Genomic DNA, 20187 nt, shown 5'->3' on the forward strand with positions numbered 1-20187 from the left:
CTATTCGCCTCCGAATCGGCTGGATGGCCGAGTCACGGCGCAGCTCATTGATCCCGCAACGGAGTGTCGCAATGCAAACCAGACCGACCCCGGCCCCGGCCGACCGCATGAGAATGTCCTGATGCTCTCCCAACTCGGACTGCCGGTCGCCGAGGTGAACACCCCCCGCAAGCTGGTCGTCAAACCCCCCAACCCGGTCGATATTCGCGCGATCCACGTTTCCGGCTACCAGCGTGAGGCGCGCGATTTCTACGCGACGCCGTCCTGGGTAACCGAGGCGCTGCTGGCCCATGTCCAATTCCGCGGCCCAATATGGGAGCCGTGCTGCGGTGACGGCGCAATGTCCAGCGTGCTCGCCGCGCACAGCTACGACGTCGCCTCGACCGACATCGCCGAACGCGGCTTCGGCCGCCCGGGCGTCGATTTTCTCACCTGCCGGACGGTGCCGGACGGGTGTCGAAGCATCGTGACCAATCCGCCCTATGGCGACTCAGGTTCGCACCAGGGCCAGTCTCGCTCTTCTGCGGCGATGATGGGCTTTCTGCGCCATGCGCTGATGCTGACCGCCAGCGTGGAAGGACAGCTCGCGTTGCTGGTGCGCCTGCAATGGATTGCCGGCAAACGGGTGGCCCAGGTGATGTCGGCCGCGCCGTTCGCCGCGGTGATCGTGCTGACCCACCGCATCCGCTGGTTCGACATGGGGCAGCGAACCAACCACGCCCAACACCACCACGCCTGGGTGGTGTTCGACCATGCCCATCCCCCCGGTCAGCCGCCGGCGATGTTGTTCGCCTGAGTGGCGGCCAGACCTCACAAAGGACGTAGCGCCTTTGCGGTCGGCCAGCCGGTCATTGCCGCTTCGACGATGGCAAGGAGTGAAGAACGCGTCGCCCCATCCCGCGCCAGCACGGACAAGCCCTGCGTCAAAGCTACGACGAGGCCAGCCAGCGCCGCGGCGTCGGTATGCGGCGGCAGAAGGCCGTCGGCGATGTCACGTTCCACGCGCTTACGAAATGCAATGGCGACACCGCGCCGGATGTCGGCGATCGCTTCCTGAACATCGTGCGACGCGGACGATCCGCTGGCGGTCGCACTCGCCAGCAGGCAACCCTTCGGCGTCGAGTCTCCGGTATAGGCCGCGGCGATTGACTTGAGCATTTCGCGTGCAGCGTTATGGGCCGTCGGCGCGTTGTTGATCCTGCGCTCCAATTCCTCCGGGTCGCCGACATACAGACGCACGGCCTCGAGGAAGAGCTTCTTCTTGTCCCCGAAAGCCGCGTACAGGCTGGGCGCGCTTACCCCCATCGCCGTTGTCAAATCGACGATCGAGGTGGTTTCGTAGCCATGGCGCCAGAACGTCGTCATCGCCGTTTCCAGCGCGGCATCCCGGTCGAACGAAAGAGGACGGCCCGTCTTGCGACGTGGCGGGTGATCGGCAGCTTTCATAGTGATCGTTCAAAAACACCTTGACCGGCCAACCTGGCGGGTCCATGACTTTCATAACGAACATTATGAAAGACAACGCATCGTGTCACTCACAAACTTTCGCACCCTGGGCCGCTCGGGCCTGGTCGTCAGTCCACTGGCTCTCGGCACGATGACATTCGGTCCCGGCGAGTGGGGCGCCGATGACGCGACCTCACGCGCGATCTTCGACGCCTATCGCGCCGCCGGCGGCAACTTTGTCGACACCGCCGATATCTATTCCGGGGGCGCCAGTGAGGAACTGGTCGGCCGCTGCATCAAGCAGACCAAGAGCCGCGACGACATCGTGCTCGCGACCAAATTCGCGTTCAACGCCTCGGCCAGCCCGCTGACGGCCAGCCCGGCGGGCGGCGGCAATCCGAATGCTGGGGGCGCCGGCGCGAAGAACATCTACCGGGCGCTCGACGCATCGCTCAAGCGGCTCGGGACCGACTATGTCGACCTCTATTGGATGCACATCTGGGACAGCGTAACGCCGGTCGAGGAGATCGTGCAGACGTTGGGCGACCTGGTCCGGGCAGGCAAGATCCGGTATTATGCATTCTCCGACATGCCCGCCTGGCTCGCGATGAAAGCAGCCACGATCGCCTCGGAGCGCCGCATACCCGGTCCAATCGCCATCCAGGTGGAATATTCGCTGGTCGCGCGTGACGTCGAGGACGAGCATATCCCGGCGGCGCGCGAGGCAGGCATGGGGGTGATGCCTTGGAGCCCGCTGGCGGGCGGCTTCCTGACCGGCAAATATCACCGAGGAAACACCAGCGGCATTGGCCGGCTGAGCGGCGCAAATCCGTTTGGCGACAGCAAGTTCGTCGAGCGGAATTGGGTGACTCTGGAAGCACTGAAGTCCATCGCTGCCGAGCTGGACCGTCCTGTGGCGCAGGTCGCTCTGGCGTGGGTGATGGCGCGTCCCGGTATCACCTCGACACTCGTCGGGGCGAGCAATGCGCACCAACTGGAAAGCAACGTGGCCGCTTCCGAGATCGCGCTCAGTAACGACCAGATCAGCCGATTGAACGCCGCCAGCGCGCCCGCGCCTGGCTTCAGCACCGGGCTGACGATGCCGGCGATCCGCCGCATGGTCTTTGGCGGTCACGGTGTCTCGGGCTGGGGTGAGTAGTGGAGCGCCATTCGGCCGCCGGCCTGCGCCTCCCGTCAGGCCTCGAACTCGAAGCTGGTTCGCCTCACGCTGTCTTGGGTGCGATCGCTTTTGGTAGCATCACCAAAAGCGGGAATTGCCTCTCATTATCAAACAATAAGTTGCGGACCATTATCAGTTTAACTGCACCGATAATGCCGTAAGCAGCGGCAGACCATGCGTCAGGCCGCCGCAGCCACCGGATCCATCTGCTGCCTTCGCAACAGGTCGCGATAGGGTCCGGCCCGCTCCGCCAGGTCGGAGGGAGTGCCGTCGTCGACGATATGCCCACGGTCCATCACGATGATGCGGTCGAAGCGTTGCAGTGTCGACAGCCGGTGCGCGATGGCGATCACGGTGCGGCCCGCCATCAGCCGGTCCAGCGCATGCTGGATCGCCTGCTCGGATTCGGTATCCAGCGCGCTGGTGGCCTCGTCCAGCAGCAGGATCGGTGCGTTCTTCAGCAATGCGCGGGCGATCGCCAGGCGCTGTCGCTGTCCGCCGGACAGCTTCACCCCGCGGTCGCCGACGATCGTGGCGAAGCCGTCCGGCATGGCCTCTATGAAGGACCGGCAGTGCGCCATGTCGGCGGCCGCCAGAACCTCGGCCTCGGTCGCGTCGGGGCGTGCGTAGCGGATGTTTTCCAGCACCGAGCGGTGGAACAGCGACACATCCTGCGGCACGAGCGCCATGACGTCGCGCAGACTGTCCTGGGTCACGTCGCGGATGTCATGCCCGTCGATCGAGATGCGGCCGCCGTCAACCTCGTGGAAGCGTTGCAGCAGTGCCAGCACGGTTGACTTGCCGGCGCCCGAGAGACCGACCAGCCCGACGCGCTGGCCCGGAGCGATCAGCAGATTGAAGTCGTTCAACACCGCGGCGCGATCCGCGTAGGCGAAGCACACGCGTTCGAACGCTACCCGGGCGGGACCGGCGGGCAGCGGGCGCGCGCCGGGCCGGTCGTTCAGATCGTGTGGCGCGAGCAGTGTCGAGATCGCTTCCTGCAGCCGGGCGACGTGCTGGGTCAGATCGACCAGCGCCACCGCCAGATCGCGGCTGCCGTGCAGGATGCCGAAGGCCAGGGCGGTGATCAGCACCAGATCGCCGACCTTGGCCTGGCCGTTCTGCCACAGCACGATGCCCCAGGCGATCACCCCGGCGGTCAGCAGCGCGGTCAGCACCGCATGCAGCAGCCGGATATGCTCAAGATAGAACAGGCTGCGGCGGCGCGAGGCCATCTCGGTCCGGATCCGGTCGCCGACCCGGGTTCGCTCGCGGAACGTCGCACCGAATGCTCGCACCACGGCGAAATTGCCGAGGATGTCGACCAGCTCGCCGTCCACCGCGGCAGCCTTCTCGGCATAGTCGCGGTGCCGCTCGGTGCCGCGGCGCGCCATGACGAACACCACCGCGCCGAGCAGCAGGGCGATCGCCATCAGCGTTGCGGCCAGCGCCAGGTTGACTGTACCGATGACGCAGATCGACAGCAGCACGCCGAAGCTTGGCGGCAGCACGTTCCAGGCCCCGGTGCTCTCTACGGTGAATGCGGCGTTGGCGGTGGCGGTGATGCGGCTGGCCAGCGCCCCCGGCAGGCGGTCAGCGAAGTAGCTCGGCGAGTGCCCGGCCAGATGAGCGAACAGGTCTCGCCTGATGTCGCCGGTGACCGCGACGAAGGCGCGATGCGCGGCGTAGCTGCCGACGCGCCAGGACAGATTGTCCGCCGCCACCAGGGCACACAGCAGCGCGAACGCGGTCCATACTTGATTTCCCGCTGCCTTCGGCCCGGACGCAACGATGTCCACCAGGTATTTCATGCCGTATTGGGTGGACACCGCGCAGGTCACCGCGGCGATGACCGAAAGCAGCACCACCAGGTGGCCGGCGGGATGGCCGCGCATGTAGCCGAACAGAAACCTCAGCGGGCGTCCGCGCATCGTAATGAAGGTTTCGGGACGCGGGACCTGGGTCCCCGGACGGTGCGGCATGGCGAAGGCGGACTCCTTGAGCCGGGATAGGATGCGGACCCGGGCCGCTGGGCTTGCCTTCGCCATGTCCTGCCTGGAAACCCGTCGGGGCGGAAACCCCAAAACTGGACCGAACACGCCGACTTTTCGCCACATTCGAGAACTATAACCGTCCATAGATAAGCGCCTCTGGATTGTGAAGTCAAGTACAAGTTGAGTGGATGTGATCACAAGAAAAAAGCGCTTTCCGCCACCAAATTAACAGTCCATTCAGGGGCCGAATACTTATGCGTATTGCTCAAATATCGCCTCTGTTCGAGGCGGTGCCACCAAAGTTGTACGGCGGAACCGAACGCGTGGTCTATTCGCTGACCGAGCAACTGGTGGCGTTGGGCCACGACGTCACGCTGTTCGCCAGCGGCGATTCAGTAACCTCCGCCAAGCTGGCCCCAATGCGCGATCAGGCGCTGCGCCTGGATCCCTCGGTCAAGGACTGGATCGCCATATACTATCGTATGGTCGAGCTGATATACCGGCGTAAGGACGAATTCGACGTCCTGCACTTCCATATCGATTACTTTCCGCTATCGCTGTTCAGCCGCCAACAGGTGCCGTTCCTGACCACCTTGCACGGCCGGCTGGATATTCAGGAATTTGTCGACGCCTACGCCACCTTCGCCGATTGTCCCTTCGTTTCGATCTCCAACAGCCAGCGACGGCCAATCCCACAGTTGAACTGGGTGCGCACGGTGCAGCACGGCATGCCGGCCGACCTGCTGACCCCACAACCCAGCACGCAGGAGTATGCCGCCTTCCTCGGCCGCATCTCGCCGGAAAAAGGCGTCGAACGCGCCATCAGGATCGCTGGCCGGGCCGGGCTGAAACTCAAGATAGCCGCCAAGGTGGATAACGCCGACAAGGAATACTACGACACGCTGATCAAGCCGTTGATCCAAGGCAACCCCGATGTCGAATTCATCGGCGAGATCAACGACGCACAGAAGCCCGCCTTCCTGTCCGGGGCCCACGCGCTGATTTTTCCGATCGCCTGGCCGGAACCGTTCGGCCTGGTGATGATCGAGGCGATGGCCTGCGGCACTCCGGTCATCGCTTTCAACTGCGGTTCGGTGCCGGAGGTCTTGGATCACGGGGTCACCGGTTTCATCGTCGACGACATCGATCAGGCGGTCGCCGCGTGTGGCAAGATCGATACGATCGACCGCGCCCGCGTCCGCGCCACGTTCGACCGCCGCTTCACCGCCCGTCGCATGGCCGAGGACTATGTCGATCTGTATGAGGAACTTGCCCAGCCGGCAACCAGGCTGCACGCTCTGACGGCATAGGACGGCCGGCGGGCACCGCGCCCGACATCAGGCCTCGCTCAAGGCGTTCAATCACGTGCGAAGCCGGCTGGGCCTGAACGGACTGAACTTCTTCACAGCCGCGGTCCAGGCAGGGTTCGGCCCGTTCATCGCGGTCTGGCTGACGCTCAGTGGCTGGACACTCGGCGCGCTTGGCCTGGCACTGAGTATCGGCACCTTCGCCGCGCTGCTCGGCCAACTTCCCGGCGGAATGCTGGTCGACGAGATCCACCGCAAACGGATTCCCGCCGCCGGCGCGCTGATCGCACTTGGCGCCGGTGCCTTGATGCTGTGCCTGGCACCGACCCAGAAGCTGGTGTTCAGCGCCCAGATCCTGCATGGCCTGGCCAGTTGCGTCATGACCCCGGCGATCGCCGCGCTGACGCTTTCGATATGCGGCCACGACAGCTACGGCGAACGGCTTGGCCAGAACACCCGCTACGCCTCGCTGGGTAACGCCGCGTCGGCTGCCTTGCTTGGCGCGGCGGCAGCAGTGATCTCGGAGCGGGCGGTGTTCCTGGTGACCGCCGCCCTGGTGGTGCCGGCGCTGGCCAGCCTGTTCATGATCCGTATGGCGGACTGCGCCGACCCCGAGGATGACCACTCGGCGCTGCGCCACCCGCGGGAGCGAGAGCACAAACCCTGGCAGATCTTCGCCGATCCCACGCTGCACGTGTTCGCCGCCGCGGTCGTGCTGTTCCAGCTTGCCAACGCCGCGCTGCTGCCGATCGCGCTGAGTGGTTTGACGCGAGGCGGCGGAGCGCCTGGCCTGGTGGTTTCGGCCACGATCATCGTGCCACAGATCGTCACCGCGCTGCTCGCCCCCTGGGCCGGCACCTTGGCGCAGCGCATCGGCCGGCGTCCAGTGCTGATGGTCGGATTCGCCGCCGTGCCGCTGCGCGCGCTGCTGTTCGCCGTGGTGCCAGGCGCGCTGCCGCTGACCGTCCTGCAGGCGCTGGACGGCGTCAGTGCCGCGGTGTTCGGCTTGATGCTGCCGTTGATCGCAGCCGACCTGACCAGGCGAACCGGCTTCCTCAACCTGGCGATCGGCGCACTCGGCTTGGCGTCCGGCCTCGGTGCCACCTGCGCCACGCTAATCGCCGGCTGGATCGGCACTCGGTTCGGTGAGGCGACGACATTCCTGCTGCTGGCCGCGGTGGGAGTCACGGCGGTCGGCTTGCTTGGGATCGCCATGCCGGAGACCCGACGGCCCAGACCTGCCGCCTGAAGTTTGCCAGCTCCGCCGCCCCCGGCACCCTCCGATCGCCGCCGGAACCGCCGGCGACAAATACCGTTATGCTCGTAACCCCGCCATGGAACCCGACGATGACCGAGTCACGCCTGGACCAGTTGAAGCGCGACCTCGACGTCATCGCGCCGCCACCGACTGAAAAACCGGCTCGCAGGACCAAGCGACAGGTTCGGGGCATGGCCAGCGAACCGCACCAGATTCCGCCGCGCCGCTGGAAGGACATCCTGGTCCGGTCCTGGAAAGAGGTCTCGGACAACAACATCTTCCTGGCTTCGGGCGGCGTGACCTACGCCGTCCTGCTTGCCCTGTTCCCCGCTCTCGCCGCTCTGGTCTCGATCTACGGCCTGCTGTTCGACCCGGTCCAGGTGGAACGCCAGGTCGCCTCCATGTCCAACGTCCTGCCGCCGCAAACCGCACAGTTGATCGGCGACGAGTTGCACAACCTGGTCACCGCCCCGCACGGATCGCTCAGCATCAGTGCCGGCATCGCCCTGCTGCTGGCGCTGTGGAGCGCCTCACGCGGCATCAGCGGGCTGATCAGCGCATTCAACATTGCCTACGACCAGAAAGAGACCAGGGGATTCTTCAAGCTCAACCTGCTCGCCATTGGGCTGACCCTGCTAGTGCTGGTTGGCGGAATGATCGTCATCGCCCTGGTCGGCGTGCTGCCGGCGGTAATCCAGTTCGTCGGCCTGACCGGGTCGGCCAAATGGCTGCTGCTGGTGCTGGAATGGCCGCTGCTTCTCGTAGTGGTCATGCTCGGCCTCGCACTGCTATACCGGTTCGCACCCAATCGCCACATTGCGCGCTGGCACTGGGTTTCCCCAGGGGCGATCGTTGCCACCCTGCTGTGGCTGATCGGATCGCTGGTCTTCACCATCTACGTCTCGCATTTCAACAGCTACGATAAAACCTACGGATCGCTCGGCGGGGTCATCGTGATGCTCACCTGGCTGTATCTGTCCTCCTTCGTCACCCTGTTCGGCGCTGTGATCAACGCTCAGGCCGAGCACCAGACCGATGCCGATTCAACCGTCGCCCAGCCTGAGCCCACGCCCGGTCTTCGCGCCCGCGCCGCCAGTGTTATCGGCGGGCCGGCGTCCTGAGAACTCGGGTCGTCCCGGATCAGGCCACTGCGTCACGCCACTTCCGCGAGGCAATCGCCGCCAGTGTCTGAAATCCAAGCAAAAACAATGGTTTGCCCGGCTGTTACTCGTCCCGAGCAGGACTCACCCGAAACCAGGCACGCCGTAAGTCGATAAAGGGAGTTGACGAAGCTCCCGCTCATCCGAACATGTAGCTGAAAGCGTCCCATCACGGGCAGCTCGAACTGCGGAAACCCAGGAAAATGCGCCCAAGCCCGTGCCACTTGACGCTCGTCCACCCCGATCAGGCCGCGGCCGTCACCGACGCGCTCTGGGCTCGGCTGCGCCAGGAAGCCGAGGCGGCCTATGAAGCCGAACCCAAGCTTGCTTCGCTGTTCTTCGACTCGATCCTTAATCAACCCAGCTTCGAGGCCGCGGTGTTCCACCGCGTCGCCGCCCGGTTGAAAAACGACACCATCTCGCTGCCGCTGATCGTGCAAGCCTTCGGCAAGGCAGCCGAGGATGACGGCTGCCTGGTCGAGGCCGCCAAGGCCGACATCGCCGCGGTGCTGGACCGCGACCCGGCCTGCAACCGGTTGATCGAGCCGTTCCTCTATTTCAAGGGCTTCCACGCCATCCAGGCACACCGGCTGAACCACTGGCTGTGGCACAACGGTGAACGCGATTTCGCGCTCTACCTGCAAAGCCGCTCGTCGGAGGTGTTCCAGACCGACATCCACCCGGCGGCAACGTTCGGCCATGGCATCTTCCTCGACCACGCAACCGGCCTCGTCGTCGGGGAGACCGCAACGCTCGGCGATGACGTCTCCTTGCTGCATCACGTCACCCTCGGCGGCAGCGGCAAGCAATCCGGCGATCGTCATCCCAAGGTCGGCAACGGCGTGGTGATCGGGGCTGGGGCTGCCATCCTCGGCAATATCGAGGTTGGCGCACACGCCCGCGTCGCCGCCGGTTCGGTGGTTCTGAAGTCGGTGCCGGCGCACGCCACGGTGGCGGGCGTGCCGGCCAAGGTCGTGCGTATCCTCGAAACCGACGAGCCGTCTCGATCGATGAATCAGGCATTGAGCGATCTCAGCTACGAGTCGTTTAACTACACCATCTGACGCCGTCGTCACGTCTGCCCCCGATGCCACGACCGGCTTGGCCACACCGTCCGCGAGCACCGACGGGCCCTGGCCAAAAAAAGGCCGGAGCAACGCGCTCCGGCCTTCGTTCATCGTTTGCTCGGTAACTACCCGCCTTGGCTGAAGTTGAACATATCCATCAGGTCGCCGATGGCCGGCCGGTTGCCCGGAATATAGTCACTCGGCCCCGGCTGCGGATCAGGCAGATTATCCCGGCTGCGGCCCGAGATCGGTGGCAGGCTCCAATTCTTCTCGATGAACTTCAGGATCGAGACGTGATCCGTATAGGTGTGATTGACGTGCCCCCCAGTCGAATACGGTGACACCACGATCAGCGGGATCCGGGTGCCGTCGCCGAAAAAATCCAGCGTCTGGATATACCCCGAGTCGTAGTACCCGCCGCCCTCATCGACCGTGATGAACACTGCCGTGGACTTCCAAAGCTCCGGGTTCTTTCGCAACTCACGCAGCAGCTTCTGAGTGAAGTTCTCGAAAATGTCGAACTTCGAGGAATCCGGATGACCGTCGTTCAGGCCCGATGGCTTTACGAAGGAAACCGCCGGAAGAGTACCGGTGTGCAGGTCATTATAGAAATCCGCGGTATCCTGCGTGGCAACATTGCGCAACGACGGATCAGCCATGAACTTCGACTGGTAATTGAACGGGTTGCAGATGTTGCAGTACAGGTTGTTCGGGTTCGTCGGCTCTGCCACCGATTGATCCCAGCCTTCGCCAAACCAGGCGAACGACACCGCCTTGTTCAACAGGTCGTCGCCGATGCTTGGCGTCGAGACCGGCGGAACAGTGAACGTCGTCGGATCGATCGAGCCGTCGGAGTAGTAGCCGGGATTGTAGTTGTTCAGCAGGTAGTAATGCCCCGCGTCGCAATTGGGGTTAACCTTAGTGGGAAGTGCGCTCAGGTAGTCAAGGATCGGCTTGACACCCGGCTGGCTCGAATCGCTGCACTCGCTGTACGAACCGCCTTTGCCGGTCGTCGAGCTGCCGTAACCGTCATTCGTATAGACGTTGTTGGTGCCGCTTTGCGGATCGGGGTCCTCGATCTGGCCGCTGGGCGGCGGGGTCGCGTTGCCCTTGCCGTCGCTATACCAGAGCGCGTCGCCGAACCCGGCGAAGATGCTGTCGAGACCAGTGCCGCCCTTGGCCGGCTGGTGGTAGTTGTCGCTGATCGTGTATCGGTCGGACAGCTTCTTGAAATACGGCATGTCGCCCTCTGCGACATTGTAGAAGCCCATCGACACCGACCCTTCGCCCGACGGCGTGATCCCGCCCGGGGTCAGCGCCGCGCCGTTGGTGCCGGCCCCGATCGTTGCCTCGACCCACGGGAACAGGTCATTCAGGCAGCCGCTGGGATTGCTCGACGTCGCATGGCTGATATCGCAATCGACCTGCTGCCACATCTGGTAGAACCGGTGCACCGGACTGGCGGTGTAGGCATCGTACGGAATGCCCGGGCTCAACGAATAGGGTCCGTTCGGCAGGCTGCTGACATTCGGCAAGCGTGTATCCAGCGCCCCCGAGGTCAGCCCGGTCGCGCCGGTCAACAACAGCTTGTAGCCGCGCGGCAGCAGGTCGCTGGTCGCGTCTTGCGCCTGTGCGATTGTATTGAACGGCGGAGCGCTGTCGCTATTGGCCTTCGGACCGCCGGCGTTCAACGGCGGCAGGGTCTGATACGGGCCGGTCTTCGACGGCGCAATCTGGAAACCGGAGGTGTTGCTCGCCATCGACTGCGCCGCCTTGGCGAAGTTTGGCCCCGCGCTGCCGTCGGCGTTGACGATGCCCTCGGAAAGCAGGTTGTTGACCTTGTCGCCGGACGGCGAGGTATAGGTGGCGAATAGGTGGTCAAAGCTGCGGTTCTCGCCGTAGATGACGATCACGTGCTTGATCGGCGTCGTCGTGTTGTCATCGTTGGCCTGCAACGGCGCGGCGAACGCGACTGGCGCAACGAAATTTGTTAGCATCGATAACATCGCCAGATAACTGACGGTCGTTCGACGTTCCCGTAGCATAGTGTTTTCCTCACTGCCTGATGGTGGACAGCGGAATACCTATCGCCGCTAGGTTACGCCCGACTTACAGTTGAATGTCGGTTTCAATACTGACGAAACTGCAAATATTACGCCCTCGTGAAACCAATCCCGTGCTTCGGGCGCCAACACCATGCCCCGACGACGCGTCGCACCGCGCCACGCTGCGCCCAAGCCAAACCAGCCTACATTGGCGGCAGCAGCCCATTCCTGCCGACGCCAACCCGCGTCGCCGTCAGCGTCTCGTCGGGATTCTGCATCGCGAACACGATGACGTGAGCACCCTTCGTCAGCGCCGCCACAGTCGCCGGAGCATAGGTGATGATCGGCGCCGTCTCCGGCACGAACACGGTTTGCTCGCCGCCCTTATAGGTCAAGGTCAAGGTGCGGCCGTTCGACACTTTCAGGTCTCCAACGGTCCCGTTGGTCATGCTGCTGTCGGCCCCCAGGTCCCACGGCCGATGGCCCTCGCCGACACCGCGCATCGATTCCGGGAACACCTGAACTTCCAACGCTTTTAACGTGCCGTCCGGCTGCTTCACCGCGGCGGTGCCGATAAACGACCCTGGCTTGATAGCCGTCACCGCGATCGGCTCGATCCAGGTCACGGTGGCATTGTTTGCCAACCTCAACGAGACCTCGTGGCCGGTGCGCGTGGCGACCCGCATTTCATGCGGGTTGATAACATCGATCACCCCTCGCACCCGGGTCGCCCCGGCCGCCGGCTGCTGCACTTCCTGACTGGCAGGAGCTGCCACCATCGGACCCGCGACCAACCCGATACCCAAGTTCGCGGCAGCAACAAACAATACAGCCCTAGAAACCGCCATCGCAGCCTCCCCGTTTACGTTGAATGTGCAATAAAGGCACAGCATCAAACCCAAGCAGACCAGGAAACGCAAGTGAACAAATTTGCATGCCACCCAGGCCAGCCCTACGCTTCGTCCATACATTCGCCTCGAACAACGGTGGCCTCGCTGGAGCTTTTGAATGATCGTCATCCCCACCGACCACGCCGCCCATGATCCTGATCGCTTCACCCACCCCGGCGACACGCGCCCCTACTGGGAGGTTCCGGCTCGGGCCGATGCGCTGCTGGGCGCGGTGCGCGCCGCCGGCCTCGTCACCAAACCCTGCACCGATCATGGCCTGACCCCAATCCAGCGCCTGCACGACGCCAACTACCTCGATTTCCTGCAAACCGCATTCACCCGCTTTCAGGCGCTCGCCAACCCCGGTCCGATCCTGCGCGCCCCAGCCTACGCTGTGCGTCATCGGGCACGCCGGCCAGATGCGGTGATGGGACAGGCCGGCTGGTACCTCAGCAGCGTCAGCGCGCCGATCGTCGCCGCCACCTGGACCGCCGCGCTCGGCTCCGCCCACGCGGCGATCGACGCCGCCGATAACGTTGTTCCAGAGCAACGATACGCCTACGCGCTGTGCCGCCCGCCCGGCCATCACGCCCATACCGACATGGCCGGAGGTTTCTGCTACCTGAACAACGCAGCAATCGCCGCGTAACGCATGCTCGACCGAGGCAGCGGCCGCGTCGCCATCCTCGATTTCGATGTCCATCACGGCAATGGTACCCAGCAGATCTTCTACCATCGCGACGACGTCCACTACGTTTCGGTCCACGGCGACCCCGCCGGCCTGTATCCCTGGTTTGCCGGATACGCCGACGAGACCGGTGAAGGTTCGGGCCTCGGCTGCAACCTGAACCTGCCGCTGCCACCCGACACAGGCGATGACGGTTTTGCCGCCGCAGTAGGGCAGGGGCTCGACGCCATCGCCGCCAGACGCCCGTCGGCACTGATCGTGTCGGTCGGCTTCGACGCCCAGCTTGGCGACCCCGCGGCCAATCTCGCCGTCACCGCCGGCGGCTTCGAAACCGTCGGCCGCGAAATCGCCGCGCTCGGTCTGCCCACCGTGCTGATCCAGGAAGGCCGCTACCTCGTCGAACGACTCGCCGCCAACCTAACCGCCTTCCTCACAGGCCTGGAGGTGATCTGACCATGCGTCGCCGCAGCCTCCTCGCCGCCGCCGCCGCGCTCGCCGCGCCCCGCATCGCCCGCGCCGACAAAGCCAGCGTGCTGCGCTTCATCCCGCAGGCCGACCTCAGCATACTCGACCCGATCTGGAGCGGTGCCTACGTCACCCGCAACCACGCCATGATGGTGTTCGATACCCTCTACGGCACCGACAGCGCATACCGGGTTTCCCCGCAAATGGTTGCAGGCGATACCATAACCGCCGACGGCCTGACCCGCGAAATGAACCTGCGCGACGGGCTGCTGTGGCATGACGGCGAAAAGGTGCTCGCCCGCGACTGCGTCGCCAGCATCCGCCGCTGGGGCGTTCGCGACAGCTTCGGCCAGACCGTCATGGCGGTCACCGACGAACTCTCCGTCCCCGATGACAAGACCATCCGGTTTCGCTTGAAACGACCCTTCCCGCTGCTGCTCGCCGCCCTCGGCAAGCCAGGCTCCAACGTGTGCTTCATGATGCCGGAACGCCTGGCGGTCACCGATCCGTTCAAGCAGATCACCCAGATGGTCGGCAGCGGCCCGTTCCGCTTCCAAGCCGATCAACACGTCGCCGGCGCCCGCGTCGTCTACCAGCGCAACCCAGCCTACCTGCCACGCCCCGATGGCATGGCCAGCTTCACCGCCGGCCCCAAGGTCGTGCATGTCGACCGAGTGGAATGGACCGTCATTCCCGACGCCGGCACCGCCGCCGCCGCCATGCAATCGGGCGAAGTGGATTGGTGGGAGGCGCCAACGTTCGATCTGCTGCCGCTACTTAAACGCAGCGAAAACCTGACCATACCGCCCGCCGATCCGTTGGGTTTCCTCGGCAACATGCGGCTGAACCATCTGCAGCCGCCATTCGACAATCCCGCACTCCGCCGAGCCTTGCTGGGCGCCGTCAGCCAGGACGACTACATGGCAGCAGCGGCCGGTGATCCGGCCAACTGGCGCTCCGGCGTCGGCGTCTTCTGCCCCGCCTCGCCGATGGCCAGCGCGGCCGGCATGCAGGTGCTGACCAGTCCCCGCGACCTCGCCGCGGTCGCCAAGGCGGTCGCCGCCTCGGGCTATCAAAATCAGCGTGCCGTGCTGCTGGTCCCGTCCGACTTCCCGGTGCTGAAGGCGCTGGGCGACGTCGGCGCCGACATGCTCAAGCGCATCGGCATCAACGTCGATGCGCAATACGCCGATTGGGGCAGCGTGGGCCAGCGGCTGGCCAAGCAGGACCCGGTCGACCAAGGCGGCTGGAGCCTGTTCCACACCTATTGGTCCGGCCTCGACGAATTCGACCCCGCCGTGCACACCTATATCCGGGGCAACGGCAAAGCCGCCTCGCGCGGCTGGCCCACCAGCGCGAAACTCGAGCAACTGCGCAACGACTGGCTGTTCGCCACCGACCTCGCCGACCGCAAGCGGATCGCCGCGCAAATCCAGCAGCAAGCCTTCCTCGACGTCCCCTACATCCCGCTCGGCCAGATCCTGGCGCCCACCGTCCACGCCCGTTCCGTCACCGACGTGCTGCCCGGCTACGCCCTGTTCTGGAACCTGCGCAAAACTGAAACTTGACTCAGTCAACTAAATCGCCGACCCTCTCCAGGGAGGCTGCCATGACCGAGTCCCAACCCATCGCCCCAGCCATCGCCCAACCCGACACCATCGCCGCCATCCGCCGGTTCGGCCGTTACTACACCCGCCAACTCGGCCTGCTGGGCGAGGGTCTGCTGAAGTCCGACTTCTCCCTGACCGAGGCTCGCGTGCTCTACGAACTTGCCCACCGTTCGGCGCCAACCGCGGCCGACCTCTGTCGCGATCTGGCGCTGGATGGTGGCTATCTCAGCCGAATTCTCAAGGCGTTCGACCAGCGCGGCCTGATCAGCCGATCGGTGTCCCCGCATGACGCCCGGCAGGCCCTGCTCGCCCTCACCCCGGCCGGAGCGGCGGCCTTCGCACCGCTGGATCGCGCCTCGCAACAAGACGTCCGAGCGATGATCGACCGCCTCGCCCCGGCCCAGGTAACAGAGCTGGTCGGCGCCATGCGAACAGTCGAACAGCTTATCAGCAACGACGCATCCCCGGTCGCCCCCGTCACCCTGCGACCGCACCGGCTCGGCGATCTGGGCTGGATCGCGCATCGGCAGGCCATTCTCTATGCCCAGGAATACGGCTGGGACGAAACCTACGAAGCCCTCGCGGCGGAAATCCTCGCCGCCTTCGTCAGGCACCACGACCCGCGCGCTGAACGCGGCTGGATCGCCGAACGCGACGGCGTCGCCGTGGGTTCGGTGTTCGTTATGCGCGCCTCCGAAACCATGGCCAAACTGCGCCTGCTCTACGCCGAACCCGCTGTCCGAGGCACCGGACTCGGCCGCCGCCTGGTCGATGCGGCCACCGCTTTCGCCCGCGACAACGGCTACCGCGGGTTGACGCTTTGGACCAACGACGTGCTGCTGCCGGCCCGCCGCATCTACCAGGCCGCCGGCTTCACCTGCGTCGACTCCCAGCCGCACCATTCCTTCGGCAAGCACCTGGTCGGCGAGACCTGGGAACTGCCCCTGTAACGCCGATCATCGGGCCCTCGCCAGCACCGCGCGGTAAACCGTCAGCGTCGCGTCCTGCATCGCCCGCACCGTCGGTACCGAGGCCCTGGCCCGCTGCCCCAGCGCCGCACTCTCCGCCGGGTCCATATCGAGCGCCACGCCGATCGCCAGCGCCAGCGCCACCGGGTCGTTCGGCGCCACCCGCCAGCCGGTCTCGCCATGGCGCACCGTCTCCACCGGGCCGCCCAGATCCGCGGCGATCACCGGCCGCGCCATCGCCTGCGCCTCGATCACCACCCGCCCGAATGCCTCGGCCTGGGTCGAGGCGTGCACCACCACGTCCGACAGCGCCAGCGCCGCCGGCATGTCGTCGCACGGCCCCACCAGCCGCACCCGCTCGCCGATCCCCAGCCGCATTGCCTGACGCTGCAGTCCCTCGGCGTAGCGGTGGCGCCCCTGGTGCGACCCGACCAGCACGCACATCACCCCCGGCCGCCCCAGCCGAGCGATCGCGTCCAGCAGCACCGCATGTCCTTTCCAAGCGGTCAGCCGCCCGGGCAGCATAACGGTGCTGACACCCTCGGGCAGGCGCCATTGCGCCGCCAGCTTGGCAATCCGGCTGCCCGAAACCGCCGCCGGATCGAACACCGCGGGATCGACGCCGCGGGGGATCACCCTGATCCGACCCGGATCGACGCCATGCCGCCTGGCCACCAGATCGGCGATGAACCGGCTCGCGGCGATGACGATGCATCCCCGCGCCATCACGCTGTTGTATCGGCGCTTGAACGGCAGGTCCTCGCCATAGGTGCCGTGATAGGTGGTGACCAGCGGCAGTCCGGTGCGCCGGCAGGCCAGCCACGCCGACCACGCCGGGGCCCGCGACCTTGCGTGGATCAGGGATACCTTGCGCTCACGGACCAACGCCTCCAGCGCCCGGGCGTTGCGCCAAATGCCGAACGGCGATTTGGCGGCCAGCGGCAGCGTAATGTGGATGCCACCGGCGCGCTCGATCTGGCTCGCCAGCGGTCCCCCCGCGCTGGCCACCAGGGCCGTGGCCCCGGCTTCGGCGACCGCCTGGGCGATCTCCACCGTGCTCCGCTCCACGCCGCCGGTGACCAGCGAGGGAAGCACCTGCAACACCACCGGGGGATCGGGCAAAGGCGACATTGGCAGACCGTATCATGCTTGCCATCGGACGAAAGCACGGGCAAATTCACACGGGTTCTTTGACACGGAAATGCTGCCATGTGGACCACGCTCTACGATCACAACGCCAAACGCCGCACCGTCAGCGTCACCTTGAATGCCGACCTGGTCGCCCGATCGGCCGCGCACGGCATCAACATCTCCCGCGTCGCCGAAGCAGCGCTGGTAGTCGCGTTCGAGCAAGCCGAGAAAGCCAAGATCCGCGAGGAAATCCGCGAAGCCACGCAATACATCGACGCTTATGTGGCCGAACATGGGCATCCGTTCCCGGAGTCTCGGGCGATCTTCATGCCCGACGAAGACGACGTTGAACCGAACGACGATGCAGCATGACCTGTTTGCCAACCCAAATCGCCGGGAGCGACAGAGCTATCCCCTCATCGTCGACTTGCAGGCCAATGTGGTCGAGGGTCAAAATCGGATCGTTGCCCCGCTGACTCCAGTCAAGGCGCAAACTCCGAACACCAGGCTGGCACCGATCGTCACGCACGACGGTCAGCATTACGCTGTATTCATGAATTTGATGACCAACCTTTCCGCCCGCCTGCTGCGCCATCCGCTCGGCTCTATCGCCAACTACCGCGACGACCTGACCCGAGCCCTGGACTGGCTGTTCTTCGGGATTTGAAAGCATGACCGAAACCACCGGCCACCTCGACCGCGGCAACGGCACCAAACTCGCCTGGGCCCATCAAACAGGCCGCGAGCCCACCGTTGTGTTCCTGCCCGGCTTCCGCTCCGACATGACCGGCGACAAGGCAACCGCGGTGGCCGCGTTCTGCGCGGATCGAGGCGTCTCCATGTTGCGCTTCGACTATTCCGGCCACGGCGCCAGCAGCGGCGATTTCCTGGCCGGCACGATCGGTGCCTGGACCGCCGACGCGCTGGCCGCGATCGATGCGCTGACCACCGGCAAACTGATCCTGGTCGGTTCCTCGATGGGCGGCTGGATCGCCCTGCTTGCCGCCATCGCGCGACCCGACCGCGCAGCGGCGCTGGTCGGCATCGCCGCCGCGCCGGACTTCACCCAGCGCCTGATGTGGGAGGCGATGACGGCGTCGGAACGAGCCACACTTCAGCGCGACGGCGTGCTCCATGTGCCCAGCCAGTACGGCGATCCCACCCCGATCACCCAAGCGCTGATCCAGGACGGCGCCAACCATCTGCTGCTCATCGGCCGCATCCCGATCCGCTGCCCGATCCGGCTGCTGCACGGCCAGGCCGACCCCGACGTGCCCTGGGACTTCGCGCTGCGCATCGCCGAACAAGCGGAAACCGGGGACGTTCGCGTCACCCTGGTGAAAGACGGCGACCACCGCCTGTCACGCCCGGCCGATCTGGCGCTGCTACGCCAGACCGTCGCCGCGCTGCTCGAGCAGGATAGCCCGTAACCCTTCCCGATAGCTCGGATACAGCCACTCGATCCCCAGCGCGGCCTTGGTCTTGGCGCTGGCAATCTTGCGGTTCTCCGACCAGAAACTCAGCGCCATCGCGCTCATCGCCGAGCGCGCCGTCTCGAACGCCACCTCAGGGGGCGCCGTCACTCCCAGCAGAGCGGCCGCCTCGGTCACCACCGCCGCACTTTCCGAGGGCACGTCATCGGCCAGGTTCAACACCCGCCCGCCGGACCGCCGGTCCTGGCGCATCGCCGCCACCACGGCGCGCGCGATGTCGTCACGATGGATCCGACCGAACTGGTGACCCGGCTTGATCATCCGCCGACCGCGCCCCGCAAGCAGGTCGTCGAACGCCGATCGCCCGGGCCCATAGATCCCGGCCAGGCGGAAAACATCCACAGCGCACCGATCGGCGAAATCGGTCCAAGCCGCCTCGGCATCCAGTCGGCGCTGCCCGCGCGCCTGTGACGGCGCAGCGGGAGTATCCTCATCCACCCAGGCGCCATCCCGGTCGCCGTAAACCGCGGTGCTGGACAAATACCCGATCCAGCGCAGCGCCGGCGCCGAGGCGATCGCGCTCCCGTGGCGCCCGAGCACCGGATCGCCGGACGCATCCGGCGCGGCAGTGATCAGCAGATGCGTCGCCGACCGGATCGCCGGCTCCGCCGCATCGAATGCAATCGCCCCGTCCGCGCCGTCGCGGCGCGTGCCGCTGACCGAAAAGCCAGCCGCCCGGGCTGCCTGCGCGACCGCGGAGCCGCAATAGCCCAGGCCGAAAATCAGCAGACGGTTCATCCCATGCCTCGCCGTCGCAGAACGAACCCGCCGACCGCTCCCAGGCCGAAATTCAAAATGATGCCGGCCAGCGCCAGCAAAACCAAGGCCGCGAACATCCTGGGCATCTCCAGACGAAAACTCGATTCCAGGATAAGATAGGCTAGCCCCGATGCGAACCCACCCGACCCGGCGACCAGTTCCGCCACCACCGCCCCGACCAGCGCCAGGCCGCCCGAGATCCTGAGGCCCGACAGGAAATACGGCAGCGCCGCCGGCAGCCGCAACAGCGCCATGGTCCGCCAGCGGCTCGCGCCATACAACCGGAACAGGTCGTTCAGTTCCGGTTCCGCCGAAGCCAACCCGGCGACCGTGTTGGCGAACAACGGGAAGAACGCAACGATCGTCGCGCACACCACAAGCGCGACGAACGGCTCGCCGACCCAGATGATGATCAACGGTGCGATCGCCGGCAGCGGCGTGACCTGCAGTGCCACCGCCCAGGGCCCGATCGCGGCCTGAGCCAGCCGGCTGGCCGACATCGCCACCGCCATCGCCGCCCCCAGCAACGCCGCCACCAGCAACGCCGCGAACGTCACCAGCAGGGTCGAGGCCAGCGCCCGCAGCAATCCCACCGGATCGGCCGCGAACGCGCCTACGATCGCGATTGGACCGGGCAATTGATACACCGGCACGCCGCCGATCCGCACCGCTGCCTGCCACAGCACCAGCGCGCCCAGCCCGAACAGTGCCGGCGCATATCTCACC

Annotated in this window: 18 protein-coding genes and 1 pseudogene; 12 read left to right on the top strand and 7 right to left on the bottom strand. The window is 65.6% G+C overall.

The features are described from left to right. Positions 1–121 precede the first annotated feature (121 nt). Positions 122–796: a hypothetical protein gene (locus ACQY4T_RS13875; RefSeq protein ID WP_428531286.1), complete on the top strand. Its 675-nt coding sequence runs from the start codon at positions 122–124 to the stop codon at positions 794–796. Between the two features lie 14 nt (positions 797–810). Here ACQY4T_RS13875 and ACQY4T_RS13880 read toward each other — a convergent pair whose 3' ends face one another. Then, positions 811–1446 (bottom strand): TetR/AcrR family transcriptional regulator, encoded by a 636-nt coding sequence (locus tag ACQY4T_RS13880; RefSeq protein ID WP_428531289.1) that lies wholly within the window; start codon positions 1444–1446, stop codon positions 811–813. An 82-nt stretch (positions 1447–1528) separates the two neighbouring features. Here ACQY4T_RS13880 and ACQY4T_RS13885 point away from each other — a divergent pair, with 82 nt between their 5' ends. Beyond that, positions 1529–2605: an aldo/keto reductase gene (locus ACQY4T_RS13885; protein ID WP_428531292.1), complete on the top strand. Its 1077-nt coding sequence runs from the start codon at positions 1529–1531 to the stop codon at positions 2603–2605. 200 nt (positions 2606–2805) lie between these two features. On the opposite strand, the gene ACQY4T_RS13890 is transcribed toward ACQY4T_RS13885, so the two are convergent. Next, positions 2806–4608 carry an ABC transporter ATP-binding protein gene (locus ACQY4T_RS13890; RefSeq protein WP_428531295.1) on the bottom strand — a complete coding sequence of 601 codons (1803 nt, stop codon included), beginning with the start codon at positions 4606–4608 and terminating at the stop codon, positions 2806–2808. 266 nt (positions 4609–4874) lie between these two features. On the opposite strand from ACQY4T_RS13890, the gene ACQY4T_RS13895 reads away from it, so the two are divergent. The 4 genes from ACQY4T_RS13895 to cysE all read left to right on the top strand — a co-directional run bounded on the left by ACQY4T_RS13895 (position 4875) and on the right by cysE (position 9409). Next, entirely contained in the window at positions 4875–5930 is a 1056-nt protein-coding gene (locus ACQY4T_RS13895; protein ID WP_428531298.1) for a glycosyltransferase family 4 protein, read from the top strand. Positions 5931–5985: 55 nt separating this feature from the next. Next, complete coding sequence (locus ACQY4T_RS13900) at positions 5986–7176, top strand: MFS transporter (RefSeq protein ID WP_428531301.1); 1191 nt, start codon at positions 5986–5988, stop codon at positions 7174–7176. A 98-nt stretch (positions 7177–7274) separates the two neighbouring features. Further along, on the top strand, positions 7275–8306 hold the full coding sequence (locus tag ACQY4T_RS13905; RefSeq protein WP_428531304.1) for a YihY/virulence factor BrkB family protein: 1032 nt from the start codon (positions 7275–7277) through the stop codon (positions 8304–8306). Positions 8307–8548: 242 nt separating this feature from the next. Then, positions 8549–9409 (top strand): serine O-acetyltransferase, encoded by an 861-nt coding sequence (gene cysE / locus ACQY4T_RS13910; protein WP_428531307.1) that lies wholly within the window; start codon positions 8549–8551, stop codon positions 9407–9409. Positions 9410–9537: 128 nt separating this feature from the next. On the opposite strand, the gene ACQY4T_RS13915 is transcribed toward cysE, so the two are convergent. After that, entirely contained in the window at positions 9538–11409 is a 1872-nt protein-coding gene (locus tag ACQY4T_RS13915) for an alkaline phosphatase family protein (protein ID WP_428531310.1), read from the bottom strand. A gap of 251 nt (positions 11410–11660) precedes the next feature. After that, positions 11661–12377 (bottom strand): hypothetical protein, encoded by a 717-nt coding sequence (locus ACQY4T_RS13920; RefSeq protein ID WP_428531313.1) that lies wholly within the window; start codon positions 12375–12377, stop codon positions 11661–11663. Positions 12378–12465: 88 nt separating this feature from the next. Here ACQY4T_RS13920 and ACQY4T_RS13925 point away from each other — a divergent pair. The 3 genes and pseudogenes from ACQY4T_RS13925 (at position 12466) to ACQY4T_RS13935 (ending at position 16060) form a co-directional block, all read left to right on the top strand. Continuing rightward, positions 12466–13488, top strand: a pseudogene (locus tag ACQY4T_RS13925) (histone deacetylase family protein). 2 nt (positions 13489–13490) lie between these two features. Next, positions 13491–15068, top strand: a complete 1578-nt coding sequence (locus ACQY4T_RS13930; RefSeq protein WP_428531316.1) for an ABC transporter substrate-binding protein — start codon at positions 13491–13493, stop codon at positions 15066–15068. Positions 15069–15109: 41 nt separating this feature from the next. After that, a complete protein-coding gene (locus tag ACQY4T_RS13935; protein WP_428531319.1) occupies positions 15110–16060 on the top strand; it encodes a bifunctional helix-turn-helix transcriptional regulator/GNAT family N-acetyltransferase in 951 nt (316 codons plus the stop codon). 6 nt (positions 16061–16066) lie between these two features. Here the strand turns inward: ACQY4T_RS13935 and ACQY4T_RS13940 are convergent, their stop codons facing one another. Further along, the gene (locus tag ACQY4T_RS13940) at positions 16067–17209 is read right to left on the bottom strand and encodes a glycosyltransferase family 4 protein (protein ID WP_428531322.1); all 1143 of its coding nucleotides are present in this window, start codon (positions 17207–17209) and stop codon (positions 16067–16069) included. Between the two features lie 78 nt (positions 17210–17287). On the opposite strand from ACQY4T_RS13940, the gene ACQY4T_RS13945 reads away from it, so the two are divergent. From ACQY4T_RS13945 to ACQY4T_RS13955, 3 genes are read left to right on the top strand one after another with little or no spacing between them, the layout of a single operon-like run. After that, positions 17288–17581 (top strand): type II toxin-antitoxin system CcdA family antitoxin, encoded by a 294-nt coding sequence (locus tag ACQY4T_RS13945; protein WP_428531325.1) that lies wholly within the window; start codon positions 17288–17290, stop codon positions 17579–17581. Next, positions 17571–17876 (top strand): CcdB family protein, encoded by a 306-nt coding sequence (locus ACQY4T_RS13950; protein WP_428531328.1) that lies wholly within the window; start codon positions 17571–17573, stop codon positions 17874–17876. The genes ACQY4T_RS13945 and ACQY4T_RS13950 overlap by 11 nt, the downstream gene beginning before the upstream one ends. Positions 17877–17880: 4 nt before the next feature. Beyond that, the gene (locus ACQY4T_RS13955) at positions 17881–18639 is read left to right on the top strand and encodes an alpha/beta hydrolase (RefSeq protein WP_428531331.1); all 759 of its coding nucleotides are present in this window, start codon (positions 17881–17883) and stop codon (positions 18637–18639) included. Here the strand turns inward: ACQY4T_RS13955 and ACQY4T_RS13960 are convergent. After that, a complete protein-coding gene (locus tag ACQY4T_RS13960) occupies positions 18595–19440 on the bottom strand; it encodes an SDR family oxidoreductase (RefSeq protein WP_428531334.1) in 846 nt (281 codons plus the stop codon). The two genes, ACQY4T_RS13955 and ACQY4T_RS13960, sit on opposite strands and share 45 nt — an antisense overlap. Beyond that, entirely contained in the window at positions 19437–20186 is a 750-nt protein-coding gene (locus ACQY4T_RS13965; RefSeq protein ID WP_428531337.1) for an ABC transporter permease, read from the bottom strand. The genes ACQY4T_RS13960 and ACQY4T_RS13965 overlap by 4 nt, the downstream gene beginning before the upstream one ends. Position 20187: the final 1 nt, after the last annotated feature.

It is taken from the genome of Rhodopila sp., from assembly GCF_965277825.1.
In the GTDB taxonomy this organism is placed as follows: domain Bacteria; phylum Pseudomonadota; class Alphaproteobacteria; order Acetobacterales; family Acetobacteraceae; genus Rhodopila.

Excerpts from the sequence above, each read along its gene's own strand:
- ACQY4T_RS13875 (WP_428531286.1), top strand. The coding sequence starts at position 122 with ATGCTCTCCCAACTCGGACTGCCGGTCGCCGAGGTGAACACCCCCCGC.
- ACQY4T_RS13880 (WP_428531289.1), bottom strand. The coding sequence starts at position 1,446 with ATGAAAGCTGCCGATCACCCGCCACGTCGCAAGACGGGCCGTCCTCTT.
- ACQY4T_RS13890 (WP_428531295.1), bottom strand. The coding sequence starts at position 4,608 with ATGCCGCACCGTCCGGGGACCCAGGTCCCGCGTCCCGAAACCTTCATT.
- ACQY4T_RS13895 (WP_428531298.1), top strand. The coding sequence starts at position 4,875 with ATGCGTATTGCTCAAATATCGCCTCTGTTCGAGGCGGTGCCACCAAAG.
- ACQY4T_RS13905 (WP_428531304.1), top strand. The coding sequence starts at position 7,275 with ATGACCGAGTCACGCCTGGACCAGTTGAAGCGCGACCTCGACGTCATC.
- cysE (WP_428531307.1), top strand. The coding sequence starts at position 8,549 with ATGCGCCCAAGCCCGTGCCACTTGACGCTCGTCCACCCCGATCAGGCC.
- ACQY4T_RS13915 (WP_428531310.1), bottom strand. The coding sequence starts at position 11,409 with ATGCTAACAAATTTCGTTGCGCCAGTCGCGTTCGCCGCGCCGTTGCAG.
- ACQY4T_RS13930 (WP_428531316.1), top strand. The coding sequence starts at position 13,491 with ATGCGTCGCCGCAGCCTCCTCGCCGCCGCCGCCGCGCTCGCCGCGCCC.
- ACQY4T_RS13935 (WP_428531319.1), top strand. The coding sequence starts at position 15,110 with ATGACCGAGTCCCAACCCATCGCCCCAGCCATCGCCCAACCCGACACC.
- ACQY4T_RS13940 (WP_428531322.1), bottom strand. The coding sequence starts at position 17,209 with ATGTCGCCTTTGCCCGATCCCCCGGTGGTGTTGCAGGTGCTTCCCTCG.
- ACQY4T_RS13945 (WP_428531325.1), top strand. The coding sequence starts at position 17,288 with ATGTGGACCACGCTCTACGATCACAACGCCAAACGCCGCACCGTCAGC.
- ACQY4T_RS13950 (WP_428531328.1), top strand. The coding sequence starts at position 17,571 with ATGCAGCATGACCTGTTTGCCAACCCAAATCGCCGGGAGCGACAGAGC.
- ACQY4T_RS13955 (WP_428531331.1), top strand. The coding sequence starts at position 17,881 with ATGACCGAAACCACCGGCCACCTCGACCGCGGCAACGGCACCAAACTC.
- ACQY4T_RS13960 (WP_428531334.1), bottom strand. The coding sequence starts at position 19,440 with ATGAACCGTCTGCTGATTTTCGGCCTGGGCTATTGCGGCTCCGCGGTC.